Raw genomic sequence first — 14595 nt, 5'->3', positions numbered from 1 at the left:
ACGTCTCACGACTCACGACAGAACAGTTGTACACTTATCTACCGGATAATAACCTGATGATTTGCTTCGCAGTCTCATCCCAGGAAAAATCCTGGAGCCTTTTTCTTCCTTGCTGGCTGAGTTGGTCTCTTAGAGAAGGGTTGTCTGCAACCATACTTAGTTTATCCAGCAGATCGGCTTCATTTTGTGGATCAAAGCTGAGAACAGCATCGCCACCAATTTCGGGTAAACAGGTATTATTGGCCACCAGGACCGGTAGGCCAAACTTAAAAGCTTCCAGAACAGGGAGTCCGAACCCTTCATTCAGTGAGGGGAAAACATATATGGCAGCATGCTGGTAAATCAGCGAAAGGTCTTCATTGGAAAGATAACCGGTAAAAATTACCTCCTCTTCCAAATGATAGGCTTTGATGGTATCGAGAATGTTTTGTGCATCTGAAATGTATTGGGATGTTTGCAAAGAACCCGCCAGCACCAGTTTATATTGGTATCCCTTTTCGAGAAACTTTGCAAAACTGCGGAGCAGAAAAGGAATATTCTTTCTTTTATTCATTACACCTACATGCAGTAGATAAGGATGCTCTCTGAGATGCAATCTGTCTAAGATAGTATCGGTAGCTGCAATAGTTTCTCCAATAGGCAGTGTTTTCGGTCCTTCGTGGATGGTGATAATATTTTCTGCAGGCAGACAGGTATAATATCTGATCACCTGCTGTTTTGCATAATCGGAAGGAACGATGATATAGGCACAACGTTTTGCAGACGGCAGGGCAATCTGTTTAAAAAGCCAAATAAAGAGTGGATGGTAATGCTCTTTATTCTCAAAGAAAAAAGCGTCATGAAAAACGGTGACTGTTTTGTATCCCAGGTGAAAGTAAGGGACAAAATAATCGGTGCATAAAAGTGCATCACACCCGCTAAGAGCCGCTTTCACCGGTAGTATACATTGTTTCCAGAAATGCAGGTTAAGTTGCTCCAGTATTTTAATAAACTTACTGTTTCCCCGGAAAGCAGGAATAGAAGTATCAAGCAGGCAGATCTGGAGGTCTTTGCCAGATTGTTTTTTGAATGCCAAGCATAGTTCTTCCAGGTATGTTTTTTGCCCTGTTGTGGAGGTTTTAAGGTCCCTGATATCAATTCCTAACTTCATGGATAGTGTAAGGTTTACTGTTCTCCTTTTTCATGCTGACAATTGAGATCAGCAAACCGGAAAAGAACCAGATAAAATAGCTGATATAAAGATAGGTTTCAACTTCTGCAGTTAAAAGGGGAATAATGATCCCCATTTTTAATAAAACGAGTAGTAAACCCAGTTTTCTTTCTTTGCCGGATTTACTGCTGATAAATATCTGAAAGGCGTTTTTGATGATAAGCCAATAGATGGTGATGTACAAAAGAATGGCTATCACACCGGTTTGTACGCCGATAATGATCAGCTGGTTTTCGCCACCTATATTTTCTCCGAAACTGCCGGCAATCCGGCCGGAATAACCCAATCCCAACCCCATGGGATTATTACCGATGGATTGTATGCCCGCCAGCCATTCTATCAAATGACTCACACTGGAGCTATCCGAAAAATCGATGGTAGTGGTAATGACTTCGTAAATATCTCCTTCGAGCCAAACAAGTACCGCTACAATAGCTGCTGCTATACCCCAGTGAATCATTTTAAGCCATGTTTTATTCCGGGTAATCAGCATGTACATATAAATCATCAGAAAGTAACTGGCAAATGCTGCACGTGAAAACGCAAAAGTGATAGACAATAAGGTAAATGCAAAAGTAATGAGCAGGAAATAGTTTAGTCTGATCCTGTTTTTCTTATCCGTAGCCAATGCAGCAAGAACGGATATACTGATCAGGGATGCTGCTGCATGTTCCAGCGGCATGGAAAAAAAACTGGCGAATCGTTTGATACCATTAATAGATTCGAAGGTCCAGGTGAGCCCGTAATTACCGGCGGGTTCTACGTTAAAGAAGATCTCGTTATAGTCTGCGTAACCGGTATAGGTTTGTAAATGCTGGTAAGGAATAACTTCAAACAACAACACAATCCCGGAAAGGATGGCCAGCACACATATATAGTAAAACCATTTATTCAGGTTAATCTGCCTGGGGTTACAAAACCTCCCCGTAAAGTAAACAAAGGGAAAGAAACAGATGCCCTTACAGGCAATCAGCTTTTCGAGTAAGCTATATGTGCCGATGGGTAACATAACATAGAGAAGGGTGTATACCAGGTAGCTGATAACTAGCCAGTCAACGATATGAAGATTCAGTTTTTTTTGATACTTCCATGTAAAGGTAACGAGTGCCAGTAGTATCAGTATCTCTTTGAAAGTCTGTAATACAGGAATCAGCTTTGTTAGGCCGTACATATTGGCCACCGATAAACTGGTGATGTAAATGGGGAGGCCAACTAATAAAAAAAGAAGGATGGCATCCTGTTTCCCCTTTAATAGCCGGTATACTGCAGTAAAGAAAGCTATGATATAAAGGCTGGGGAAGATAAACATATGAGATTTTAAGCAGTAGAAACTGGATAGATGTAGGGGTTCAGGTACTTACTTCCCGAAACCCTGTATCACGGACGCTGCTGTTTGGGTCAATCTGTTAACCGGGATCCCTTTCTAACCAGCCATACCTGTGGATTGGTACTCGATGGATCCCTTTAAACCATCCCGAACGGCCCTTACAACAGCTTTCATTTTTGTAAAACGCCTCCTGACCGCAAAATACCCTATAACCAGTGAAATGTAAAAAAAATTAAAAACGGTTGTAGATGGAACAAAATACCAGGGAGTATAGCGTTTTAGTATCCATATCCTGTTTCTGATATTACGGTAATGGGCAGCAGGATTCAAAAATCCTTCGGCGCCTTTTGTACTTGATTTGAGCGACATACTGGTTATGTGATAAATCACTGATGAAGGAACATAGTCCAGGCGGTACCCGAGTTTTTTGATCCGGAAAGAAAGATCCACATCCTCATAATTCATGAACATATTATCTGCCAGTACACCGGTTTGCTTCAGAATGCTGTTTCGTACAAAAAAAGCACAACCGGTAATCCAGTCCACTTCTTTCTCAACATTATACGTATCACCTTTTGGCTTTCCTACTCCTTTTGTATAGGTATGACCCAGAAAACGGTTAAAATAAGATCCTCCATCCCAGATCAGGCTTCTGTCGTGATGATAGAAGATCCGGGGTTGTACGGCACCTGTTTCCGGATGATTGTCCATATGGTTAACAAGGTGTGTCAAATAATCAGGCTCCACAAAAGTGTCGTTGTTCTGCATGAGCGAGTATTCGTAACCATTGTTCATCGAATACTCAAATCCAATATTGTTTCCACCGGTAAAGCCGGTATTGACAGGAGATTTGATTAAAATAATTTCCGGATGAATTTCCCATAACCTGTCGGCGGAGCCATCCGCAGAAGCATTGTCTACCACAATAATGTCAAATGCAGGGTCAGTTACTTTTTTCAGTGAATTAATGCAATCGTTGGTTGTGCCAAAACTGTTCCAGTTGATCAGGATGATCGCAATTCTTTTAGTACTCATTCGAATAGGCGTTTTTAGGAGATCTCTTTATGGCGTAAAGATAAAGAGGAATAGCACAGGACTCTATTATTAAGGGATAATATCCGAAATAGCTGGCAGAACTGAAGGTGATTAACAGCAGGGAGGTTAGTATGGTAATAGAGAGTAATATCATGGAAATCTTAAATATATCGCTATACCTGTTTTTGATGAGCAGATCCAGTACATTAAGCACATTCATTGACGATACGAAGGGAACAAAACTGACTGCGCGGATAAAAGAACTGGTGAGGGCATCGTTGCTACCGGTTAGTATTCTTGTAATCGTTGGCGATAAAAAAAACAGCGAGAATCCTGCCAGTAAAAAAAATCCCGCCAGGTATTGGTTGGTTTTTCTTTTATAGGCATACCAAAGCGATTCACCTTCCTGGTAAAGGCGTACGGCCTTAGGAAATGTGGCACCTGAAAAAGCGGTAAGTAATAACCGGAAAGACCATACGATTTTATCGCATAATGAGTAGGCGCCCAACAGTAATGGATTGTGGGTGGTAGCGATGGTAAACAGAAAAAAAGATTGCTGTAATTGAACGGAGATATTATTTCCAACAAGATAAAAATTTTGCTTCAGCAGGGAGCATACAGCTGAGAGATGAAGACTAACCTTGCCCAAACTGTATTTTTTGATGGTGTAGATCCCGAGTAGGAGATAAAAGAACAGGTTGAAGATGCCAAGATAGAAATTTACCCAGGGGGCATTTTCCTGTGTTTTTATCATAAAAAGGATAAAAGCAGCAGCCATCAGTTTCGAAATTAAATTCGTGAGATTATACAGAAATAGTTTTTCAATACCCGTAAAAAAAAAGAGGGGATTCACAATTTCTGTCAATAATATCGGTGTAGCAAGTAGCAGGTAGGTAAGATTGTAATTAGCGAGATATAACACAGGCAGGGCTGATAAACAAAGGATAGACAAGGATAACCTTGTAAAAAAAATGGTATATACTGTTTTAGAAAGGGTAGATGGGTTTTCTTTATGAATGGTTACATCTTTTATGCCTGATAAACCTGTTCCGTAATTAATGATGAGTCCGGCAAGTGAGGCTACTGAGTTGGCCACCATTACCAATCCGAAATTGCCTAAACCTACCACATGAATGATCAGCGGAAAGAGAAGGATCTGTATAACGGCATTGGATACCTGTATAAAACCCAGGTTAAAAAAATTGGAAAGAAATGGCATATTGGATTTAATCAGCTGCATTTTATTTTTATATCCAATATTGGGCATTGCCGGAAATATTTAATGTAGTAAAATAACAGGTTTGTGATTATTTATGCCAACGAATGTTTTCTGCAAGTACCGTTAAAGGTTGACTGCCAAATACCTGGTTGGTGCCCGACAGTTTTTTACTAACCAGGCTATTGGCGGCTATAACAGAACCATCGGGTATAACGGAACCTTTCAGGATCAGTGATCGGCAGCCGATCCAGACATTATTCCCAATGATGATTTCTGCGGGTGGGTTCTGAATTTCTGACTGTGCATTGGTGATCGGATGAAAGTCGGTATCCATGATTAAAATATCCCAGGAAAGCAGGCAATCATTTCCAAATGCTACTTTTTTATGGGCTACGATGGCGCTTTCGGCAGTAATGGCGAAGTTCCTGCCCATCTGTAATTGTCCGGTTTCACCAACGGAAATCTTTGAACCATGACCTATTTCAGCATAACCATCAAAAATGACTTTGCCGGCAACTTCCCAGATGGTTCTGGATCTTTTGTTATCAAAAATGCCAATATCGCCGTAGCCAATTCTTATCATACCCGTGTGCAGCTCACCATTAATTATGATACTTCCTTTTGTTTTACGCAGGTATGTTTTTGAGGAGATCCAGAAGGGGAAACGCATTGCCTGCTGCCAGGGCAAGTAGCGGAAATTGAAATAGATAGTCTTAGGATTCGCGCGCCAAACAGCTTTCAGAAAAGAGATATTTTTTTTCATACGGTCTGTTTAATCAATAGTGAAACATCTATTATACTGTATCCATGTTGCGGTAAAATGGCTGCTTGCTCAATGCTGTGTATGAAAACGGATTTGAATAAACGCATAGTATAACAGGTAGTGTACGGGTTAGGCTGCTGAAAAGTAAGTATTTCCCATGGCAGTGTAAAAGAAAAGCGGGGGGGAGACTTATACCTGGAATCATTCACAAACAGGCCAGTTTTTGAAGGTGAAAGCGTCTTAAAACCTATCAGGAACACAGGAATTGTTAAGAAAAGAACTGTTGGAATGGCGGAGAAGGCCTTACATCCTTTCATAAAATCTGTATTCTGTTGCACCTGCCAATCAGGCAAAATCAAAAATACTGATTTTTTAGTAAAAGCCGATATCAATTGGGACTGACGTCCCCAGGTCGTATCCCTCTTTTTACCAACAAAAATCGAAAGAATCACCGTTTGCGGGAAGCCTTTGCAGCTGACTTTGTCCGGATTTGATTTTTCAAAGTGGGACGATACCTGAAAATGATAATTTTGCGCTAAGATTCCCATCTGAAGAACTATCTTCATTGTTTCAAATCATTTAAACGACATTTTTGCAGTAAAATCTTTCTTTGTTTTATGATGTACCAGCAGGCACCCTACAAAATAACTTACGATACAACCAAATACCCGTTTCGCGATATAGTATCCAACATGCTTGGATTATCCGGGGAGAACAGGAAACTGGAAGAGCTGCATCTTCTAAAACAGTATGAGCTGGTAAAAAGGGAGAACGATCAAAAAACAGACTGGCATAAACTGTATTATGATCGTTTTGTTGCTGATTTCCGTGCTTCGTACCTGGCACTGGTTGATGAGCTGAAAAAGCATTTCGGATACAATGAAATTATATACCAGCAAATACCCACTTTCAGGGTGCAACTCGCAAATGGTAATATTGCAGTGGGCGAATGGCATAAAGACAAAACCTACAATCATGGTATTTCAGAACTCAATTTCTGGATGCCTTTTGTAGATACAAATGAGTTTAATACTATCTGGATGGAGAGCGAAGAAGATAAGGGAGATTTCAAAGCCTATACTGTGCAATATGGTGAAATCCTTGTTTTTAATGGTGCCAATCTGTTTCATGGCAATAAACAGAACAACTCTGACGAAACCCGTGTTTCAGTCGATTTCCGTCTGGTAGATCCCGCCCGTTTTATTCCTTCAGAGAACGGATCCATCAATATGCAGGTTAAATTTGATATTGGGGGTTACTTCGCGAAATTATAATTAAGCAGTTGCGGTGAGTGGGAGAGCTATTATTTATAGTTGATAGCAGTTACCCGAAGATTATCTACCGACCAGCTTTTGAGGCAATAACTCAGATAGGGCTGTAAAGCATCGTTACAGGCCAGTGAAACGGTAGAAGCTGTATGCGCGGTTGTGTATTCTATTTTGTATAAAGAACTTCCATTGGGTTGCGATTTGAGTGCACATACCCCCGGCAGGTTGGGGTTCCAGGCATTGGCCCTTGCCGGATTGGGGGTATAACCGGCAACATGATTATAGGGATATGATTGTCCGTAAGTTCCGTTTGAAAACGTAGTTATATAAATAGGACGACCTTCCAGCTGCATCTGCCATGCATCGGGTACTGAACTTCCGGGTATCAGATAGTCCCCGTCCCATTTGTCGTGGATCAGCAGATCAAACTCTATTTTGATGGCATTGTGTTCAGGTAAATTCTCCACCAGCAGATCGAACCTGTTATTATTAAAGAATCCAAATACCTTATTGTTGTTAAATTCTACAATTTTCAGTGTGTCTACCTTTCCGTAATGATCATATACCGACAGATTCCTGTCACTTCCACCTTCAAAATCATTGAAATACACTTCATTTTTTACAGGCAGGTTTTTAAAGCATCCGCTCAATGATACAAATGCGGTGAGCGCCATCAATGAAACCATAACCAATGACCTGCCATTTATCATAAAAATGCATTAAAGTATACCGGTAAATCAGATATTTTTCAAATGTAAGGCTTCTGCCACTTATTTATCTTATCAGGCATCATTATAGGGCTTGATTCAAGGGTTTACGGTAAAAAAACACCCGGCCAGGCATCTTTGCCAGCCCTGTAATACCCCATTGGCATAAACTTTAACGGGCACGGCCAAAAGAGATTAGTTCATAACTCAACGGGTGGCTGAACCCGGGGCCTGTCATGATTAGTAGTTCCGGTACAAAATGGGGCCTATATTTACATCATCTTGCATTTTGAAATGGCAGCTATGAAGATGTTTATCAAAAAGACGGTATTTGGCATCATCGATATACTACTACTGCCCTTCACTTTATTGCTCCTGCCTTTTCTGAAATGGATCAGACGTTTTGGAGTCGAATATTTTCCACTGCACCGTAAGAGTTTTCTGGGGATAGGTGTTTTCCCCGTCCGGGACCATTTTTATGAACCACGTTTCCGCTACCCGGCTACTTTTGATGCCGGAAAAAAAAGAGAGCTGCCGCTTGATTTTCAGATAGCCGATCAATTGGCGTCATTGCAAACCCTATCTTATCAGGAAGAACTTGCTTCTCTACAAGGCGTAAATAATCCCAACTTCGGACCGGGGGATGCCGATCTGTATTACCTGTTGATACGCAATCTGAAACCCGCCCGGATTATTGAAATTGGCAGTGGTTACAGCAGTCTGATTGCGCTTCAGGCTTTGAACAGGAATATTGTTGATGGGAGAAAGGGGGGACTTTTCTGTATAGACCCTTTTGAGACCATTGTTCCCGACAATACCGCCGGCATTCAGTTTATCAGAGAACCCGTGGAAAACCTGGATCTTTCATTGTTCAAAAGCCTGCAGGAGAAGGATATTCTGTTTATCGATTCTTCCCATATCATACGGCCGGGTAATGATGTATTGTTTATTTACCAGCAGATTCTACCGGTGCTGGCCAAGGGAGTACTGATCCATATTCATGATATCTTCACCCCCCGCCATTACAGGCAGGATTGGCTGAACGGCCTCTTTCGTTTCTGGAACGAACAGTACCTGCTGGAAGCTTTTCTCTACCAAAACACCGCATTCACCATTCGTTATTCATTGAATTATCTCGCAAAAGATTATTCAGCTGAAGTAAGACAAACACTAACGCATCTGGAGGAAAAAGATGAACCTTCTTCTTTCTGGATGGAGAGACGGGAGTGGTCAATGGGCACAAAACAATGAGTGAATGAGTGAATGAGCGAATGAGTGAATGCTCAAACCCAATACACCAGAGACCGGGAGTAGTGAGTGGTGAATTGTCAATATACCGATCATTCCCCCCTCTTTGCGCAGCAGAGAGGGGCCGGGGGGTGAGTCGTGAGTGGGCTACTATTGTGTGAAAGCCACGAGCTATGAGCTGTGAGTAGGTAGCCAATGCGCTAATGCGCCAAAGACTAAAGACCGAAAGTGGTAAGTAGTAAATTGTCAATCCGCTAATCCGTCATCCGCTAATTCGCCAAATTATTTCAAAGCTCCGCCTCAATCATCCGCTCTATTACCTGTTCAAACGAAACCGTTGCTTTCCAGCCCAGTTGTTTTGCTGCTTTGGCGGGGTTGGCCATACCTCCGTGCAGATCGGTTAAACGAAAGAGGGCAGGGTCGGTTAGTACATGCTCTGCAGGGTTCAGTTGTAATTTTTCGAAAGTAATATTGATCAGTTCGTTCAGCGAATGTGTTTTGCCGGTGGCGATCACATAATCTTCTGCTTTTTCCTGCTGCATCATTAACCACATGGCGGTAACATATTCAGGTGCCCAGCCCCAGTCGCGATAGATATCTGTGTTACCGAGGTATAATTTTTCCTGGCTGCCCTTATAGATGCGGCAGGCAGTAGAAATGATTTTTTTGGTAACAAAATTTTCTTTGCGCAAAGGCGATTCGTGGTTAAACAGGATACCGGTACAGGCAAACAGATGGTAGGCCTCGCGGTAATTGGCCAGTTGCCAGAATGCAGTGGATTTGGCTACCGCATAAGGACTGCGCGGCCGGAAAGGTGTATTTTCATCTGCCGCAATGCCTAATGTATCTCCAAAAGATTCGCTTGATCCGGCATTGTATAACTTGATGGGAAGAGCAACAAAACGGATTGCTTCTATCAGATTCAGGTTTCCCATCACGATACTTTCGAGCGTTTCTACCGGCTGCTCAAAAGAAAGTCCCACAGAAGTCTGCCCCGACAAATTGTAAATTTCATCCGGTTTCACCCGCTGAATGGTTTGCAGGGTGCTTCTGAAATCGGTTATATTGATAGAAAGTAATCGGACTGATGCCTTGATACCCAGTGTTTCCAGATTCTTAAAAGAGCCGGACTGCGCATCGCGGGAACCGCCGAAAACTTCGTATCCTTTTTCTAATAAAAGCCTGGCGAGGTAAGACCCGTCCTGACCGGAAACGCCGCAGATAAGTGCTCTTTTCATAAGGAATAGTATTGTCCGGCGCCTGGCCATTCTGCACAGCAGGATAGCCTCTATTTCGACCGTATGACCAAAAATAGCAAATCTTAACCGGGATGGACTATTTTTGCAGCTATGTCTTTAAATAGCATTCCTGTCAAAATTATCAATCACTCAAATCATCCCTTGCCGGAATATGCAACTGCTGGTTCCTCAGGAATGGATATAAAAGCTTTTCTGGAAGGCGAAGTGGTGCTTCAGCCCATGGAAAGGACGTTGATTCCTACCGGACTGTTTCTGGAAATTCCGGATGGGTTTGAAGTGCAGATCCGCCCCCGTAGCGGGCTTGCTGTAAAACAGGGTATCACCTGCCTGAATACCCCGGGAACCATTGATGCCGATTACAGGGGCGAGATCAAAATAATTCTCATTAATCTTTCCCAGGAACCGCAAACCATCAAAACCGGTGACAGAATTGCCCAGATGGTATTACAGAAAGTAGAAAAAATTAACTGGAAACCCGTAACCGGAATTTCCGAAACCGAAAGAGGTGCCGGCGGATTCGGGCACACCGGAAAATAATCCCCCATGCGTATGAAACAATTATTACTGGTCTTTTTTACTGTGGTGCTTGCAACAGTTTCCTGCACAACCGTAAAAAAGACACAGGTGATTCAGGAAGCCATCACCAAAAAAGATACGGCACAGACCATCGTTATCAAAGAATCCCCGCATGTGGATTCAGTAGCCATTGTGAAAGAAATCCTAGGAAAAGTAGCTACCAGTAAGATTGATTTCAACACGTTTAATGCTAAAATAAAAGTGTCTTACGAAGGGGCTGAAAAAAGTGATAATTATACGGTGTACCTGAGTATGAAAAAAGACAGTGTTATACTCATAAAAGTTACCGGCACCTTTTTGGGAATACCGGGTCTGGGACTGGAAGCCAAGATTAAAAAAGACAGTGTTACCATCGTACGGCATGCCGGAGAAAAATATGTTATGTACCGCCCTATCAATTACCTGCCGGAAGTAACACAGATCCCTTTCGATTTTGCTACCATCCAGAATATCCTGATTGGTAACCCTATATTTATAGATGGCAATGTGATTTCTTACAAAGCAGGCTCCAGTCAGTTGCTGGTACTGATGGTAGGAGATGTGTTCAAACACCTTCTGACGCTAGATAATACCGATTTTAAAGTGCTCCACAGTAAACTGGACGATGTGGATCTGCAGCGAAACCGTACCTGTGATATTACTTTTGGGAATTACCAGCCCATGGGAGCCTACCGGTTTGCTACTTACCGTAGTATTTCAGTGGCAGAAAAGTCTAAGCTGGATATTTACCTTGATTTTAAAGAGTTTAACCTAAATGAACCGTTAAAATACAATTTTGAACCGCCTAAAAAATACAAGCGTAAGTAATTTACCTGCAACTTAGCCGTTCTATAGTAGACCGCAGGTGGGTTGTACCTTTAAATTCAGTTGTTATGCGTAAAAGACTTTTTTCTGTTTTCTTTCTTGTGATCATGATGAGTTTCTGTGCTTTTGCGCAGAATACAAGGGAAGAACTGCAGAAAAAAGAACAGGAACTGCAAAAAGAGATCGCCGATCTGAACCGGATGATTAATGAAACACAGAACAACAAGAAGATCTCTTTAAAACAGCTGGCCATCATCAAAAGCAAGATCAATAAGCGGGAAGAACTCGTGAACAGCATCAACCGACAGGTTAGGCAGATGGATGAAACGATTTTTACCAATGAGCGTGATATCTACCGGCTGCGTAAAGAACTGGACACCCTGAAAGTCAAGTATGCCAAAAGCATTGTTTTTGCTTATAAAAACCGAAGCAGTTACGAATATCTGAACTTTCTTTTCTCCGCCAGCAGTTTTAATGATGCCATCAAGCGGATAACCTATCTCAAAAGCTACCGCCAGAACCGCGAAACACAGGCCAATGCCATCATGCAATCGGATCAGTTGCTGCAGGAAAAGATCAGTGTACTCAGCTCCAATAAAAAAGAAAGATTGGGGGTTCTGCAAACACAGAGCCAGCAATTAAAAGTACTGGAAGCCGATAAAAAAGAACAGGACCAGGTAGTGGCCCAGTTAAAAGGAAAAGAAAAAGAACTGGCCCGCCAGGTAAGTGATAAGGAAAAACAACGGCAGCGTGTGCAACAGGCATTTAACGCCATTATCCGCCGCGAGATCGAAGAAGCGAAGAAAAGGGAACTGGCACGTCAAAAAGCATTGGATGATCAGAAAAAAGCAGCTGCGGCAGACCTTGCCAAAAATAACACTGCCGCCAAGCCGACCAAACCCTCTGCCAGTCTCAGTAATGAACCGGTAACAGGTGTGGCAGCTCCGGCCCGCGACCGGGCCTATACCCCATTGGAATCTACACCCGAGGGACGGGAAATGTCTATCAATTTCGAAAATAACAAAGGTCGTTTACCCTGGCCGGTGTCAACGGGTGTGGTTACGGCCCATTATGGCATTGAGAAAATCGCCGGAACGAAACTGAGCCGCCGTACGGATGGCATTGAGATCTCTCTTCCGATAGGGTCTGCTGTAAGATCAGTTGCTGATGGCAAAGTGATCTATGCTGGCGAAGTGGATGGTCAGCAGGTGCTGGTAGTACAACATGGTAAATATTTTTGCGGATACCAGAATCTGTCTTCCGTTTCAGTTAGCAGAGACCAGGAAGTAAAAGCCGGTTCTGTTTTGGGAAAATCCGGCATATCCATTGATGGGGAAGGCATTTTGCTCTTCTCTATCATGAACGATAAAAGTGTTCAGCAGGATCCGGAGAATTGGTTGAAGCCGAAGCGATAGAGAGGGGATTAGCGGATTAATGGATGTCGGATTAGCGGATTGACAATTTACTATTCACCACTCACCACTCACTATTCACGACTCACCCCCGGCCCCTCTCTGCTGCGCAAAGAGGGGGGATGATCGGTATATTGACAATTCACCATTCACCACTCACACCCTCCGTGCCACGCAATTTCCAAAATCCCTAACTTCAATGAAATGATTGCTTTTTATGAACCAGTATATCTTGTCATTCGATCAGGGAACCACCAGTAGCCGGGCTATTGTATTTGATAAAAAGGGGGCCATTATTTCAGTGGCGCAGAAAGAGTTTACACAGATTTTCCCGCAACCGGGTTGGGTGGAGCATGATGCCAATGAGATCTGGAGCACCCAGCTGGGGGTAGCAGCAGAAGCCATTACCAAAGCAGGACTTACCGTACAAAATATAGCTGCCATCGGTATCACCAACCAGCGCGAAACAACGGTGGTTTGGGATAAACATACCGGTATGCCCATCCATCATGCCATTGTGTGGCAGGACCGCAGAACGGCTTCTTTTTGCGACGAGTTAAAAGCGGCAGGTAAGCATACATTGATACAGCAGAAAACGGGGCTGGTGATAGATGCCTATTTCTCTGCCACCAAAGTGAAATGGATCCTGGACCAGGTGCCGGGGGCGAGGGCAAAAGCAGAAAAGGGAGAACTCTGCTTTGGTACGGTGGATAGCTGGTTGCTATGGAAACTTACGAATGGACAGGTGCATGCCACAGATGTGTCAAACGCGTCGCGCACCATGCTTTTCAATATTCATTCACTGGCATGGGATGAAGAACTGTTAGCGCTGTTTGATGTACCCGCTGCTATCTTACCCGAAGTACGCAGCAGCAGCGAAGTGTATGGTTATACACAAAATGTATTAACTGCCCATAATATCCCTATTGCAGGCATTGCCGGTGATCAGCAGGCCGCACTGTTTGGACAAATGTGCACGCAACCCGGAATGGTAAAGAACACCTATGGAACCGGCTGTTTCATGCTCATGAATACCGGCGAGAAAGCCGTGCCTTCTACCAATAACCTGCTTACTACCGTAGCGTGGAAAGTGAATGGGGTAACCCATTATGCACTGGAAGGAAGTGTATTCATAGCCGGGGCCGTGGTACAATGGTTGCGGGATGGGTTAAAGATCATCCGCACATCAGCAGAAGTAGAAACACTGGCCGCAGAAGTGAGCAGCAGTGAAGGTGTATATGTGGTTCCCGCCTTTGCCGGCCTGGGTGCCCCATACTGGAACCAGCATGCCCGCGGTACCATTGTGGGTATTACCCGGGGCACTACCGGCGCGCATTTTGCACGCGCCGCCCTCGATAGTATCGCCTATCAAACCATGGATGTATTGAAAGCGATGGAAGCAGATGCCGGCATTGCCATTAAAGAATTAAGGGTGGATGGCGGTGCCACAGCCAATAACCTGCTGATGCAGTTTCAGAGTGATCTCTTACATACCAAAGTGGTTCGTCCTACCGTAGTAGAAACTACGGCCCTGGGTGCTGCTTATCTCGCCGGACTGGCCGTAGGTTACTGGAGAAGTACCGACGAAATCCAGGAACAATGGCAGATAGAACGTGTATTTTCTCCCTCCATGCCCGAAAAAGAACGCACCCAACTCTCCGAAGGCTGGAAACGCGCCATCAACACCACCATCTCCTGGAGCCTCTAAAAAACAAATTCTATCATTCGCTCAATCACTCAATCACTCATTCGCTCATTCACTCATTA

Annotated in this window: 14 protein-coding genes; 6 read left to right on the top strand and 8 right to left on the bottom strand. The window is 43.4% G+C overall.

The window, feature by feature from the left end:
• Positions 1–34: 34 nt before the first annotated feature.
• The 6 genes from AC1RNB_RS13360 to AC1RNB_RS13335 form a co-directional block, all read right to left on the bottom strand.
• Positions 35–1150, bottom strand: a complete 1116-nt coding sequence (locus AC1RNB_RS13360) for a glycosyltransferase family 4 protein (protein WP_493083539.1) — start codon at positions 1148–1150, stop codon at positions 35–37.
• Positions 1134–2519 (bottom strand): O-antigen ligase family protein, encoded by a 1386-nt coding sequence (locus AC1RNB_RS13355; protein ID WP_493083537.1) that lies wholly within the window; start codon positions 2517–2519, stop codon positions 1134–1136. The genes AC1RNB_RS13360 and AC1RNB_RS13355 overlap by 17 nt, the downstream gene beginning before the upstream one ends.
• 114 nt (positions 2520–2633) lie before the next feature.
• A complete protein-coding gene (locus AC1RNB_RS13350) occupies positions 2634–3572 on the bottom strand; it encodes a glycosyltransferase family 2 protein (protein WP_493083536.1) in 939 nt (312 codons plus the stop codon).
• A complete protein-coding gene (locus AC1RNB_RS13345; RefSeq protein ID WP_493083534.1) occupies positions 3562–4812 on the bottom strand; it encodes an oligosaccharide flippase family protein in 1251 nt (416 codons plus the stop codon). The genes AC1RNB_RS13350 and AC1RNB_RS13345 overlap by 11 nt, the downstream gene beginning before the upstream one ends.
• Positions 4813–4879: 67 nt before the next feature.
• Positions 4880–5554, bottom strand: coding sequence for an acyltransferase (locus AC1RNB_RS13340; protein WP_493083532.1), 675 nt, complete (start codon positions 5552–5554; stop codon positions 4880–4882).
• Positions 5551–6120 (bottom strand): hypothetical protein, encoded by a 570-nt coding sequence (locus AC1RNB_RS13335; protein ID WP_493083531.1) that lies wholly within the window; start codon positions 6118–6120, stop codon positions 5551–5553. The genes AC1RNB_RS13340 and AC1RNB_RS13335 overlap by 4 nt, the downstream gene beginning before the upstream one ends.
• A gap of 126 nt (positions 6121–6246) precedes the next feature.
• Between AC1RNB_RS13335 and AC1RNB_RS13330 the strand changes: the two genes are divergently transcribed.
• Positions 6247–6828, top strand: a complete 582-nt coding sequence (locus tag AC1RNB_RS13330; RefSeq protein ID WP_493083529.1) for a hypothetical protein — start codon at positions 6247–6249, stop codon at positions 6826–6828.
• 29 nt (positions 6829–6857) lie between these two features.
• Here the strand turns inward: AC1RNB_RS13330 and AC1RNB_RS13325 are convergent, their stop codons facing one another.
• Positions 6858–7532 carry a hypothetical protein gene (locus AC1RNB_RS13325; protein WP_493083527.1) on the bottom strand — a complete coding sequence of 225 codons (675 nt, stop codon included), beginning with the start codon at positions 7530–7532 and terminating at the stop codon, positions 6858–6860.
• A 300-nt stretch (positions 7533–7832) separates the two neighbouring features.
• Here AC1RNB_RS13325 and AC1RNB_RS13320 point away from each other — a divergent pair, with 300 nt between their 5' ends.
• On the top strand, positions 7833–8780 hold the full coding sequence (locus AC1RNB_RS13320; protein ID WP_493083526.1) for a class I SAM-dependent methyltransferase: 948 nt from the start codon (positions 7833–7835) through the stop codon (positions 8778–8780).
• 284 nt (positions 8781–9064) lie between these two features.
• Here the strand turns inward: AC1RNB_RS13320 and AC1RNB_RS13315 are convergent, their stop codons facing one another.
• A complete protein-coding gene (locus tag AC1RNB_RS13315) occupies positions 9065–10015 on the bottom strand; it encodes a GDP-mannose 4,6-dehydratase (protein ID WP_493083524.1) in 951 nt (316 codons plus the stop codon).
• A gap of 111 nt (positions 10016–10126) precedes the next feature.
• Between AC1RNB_RS13315 and dut the strand changes: the two genes are divergently transcribed.
• The 4 genes from dut (at position 10127) to glpK (ending at position 14536) form a co-directional block, all read left to right on the top strand.
• The gene (gene dut, locus AC1RNB_RS13310) at positions 10127–10573 is read left to right on the top strand and encodes a dUTP diphosphatase (RefSeq protein WP_493083522.1); all 447 of its coding nucleotides are present in this window, start codon (positions 10127–10129) and stop codon (positions 10571–10573) included.
• A gap of 6 nt (positions 10574–10579) precedes the next feature.
• Positions 10580–11419: a lipoprotein insertase outer membrane protein LolB1 gene (gene lolB1, locus AC1RNB_RS13305; RefSeq protein WP_493083521.1), complete on the top strand. Its 840-nt coding sequence runs from the start codon at positions 10580–10582 to the stop codon at positions 11417–11419.
• Between the two features lie 65 nt (positions 11420–11484).
• Positions 11485–12831, top strand: coding sequence for a murein hydrolase activator EnvC family protein (locus AC1RNB_RS13300; RefSeq protein WP_493083519.1), 1347 nt, complete (start codon positions 11485–11487; stop codon positions 12829–12831).
• Positions 12832–13045: 214 nt separating this feature from the next.
• Positions 13046–14536, top strand: coding sequence for a glycerol kinase GlpK (gene glpK, locus AC1RNB_RS13295; protein WP_493083517.1), 1491 nt, complete (start codon positions 13046–13048; stop codon positions 14534–14536).
• The last annotated feature ends 59 nt before the right edge of the window (positions 14537–14595 follow it).

It is taken from the genome of Sediminibacterium sp. GW821-FHT12F12 (assembly GCF_058806635.1).
This window is presented reverse-complemented; position numbering and strand designations above follow the sequence as displayed.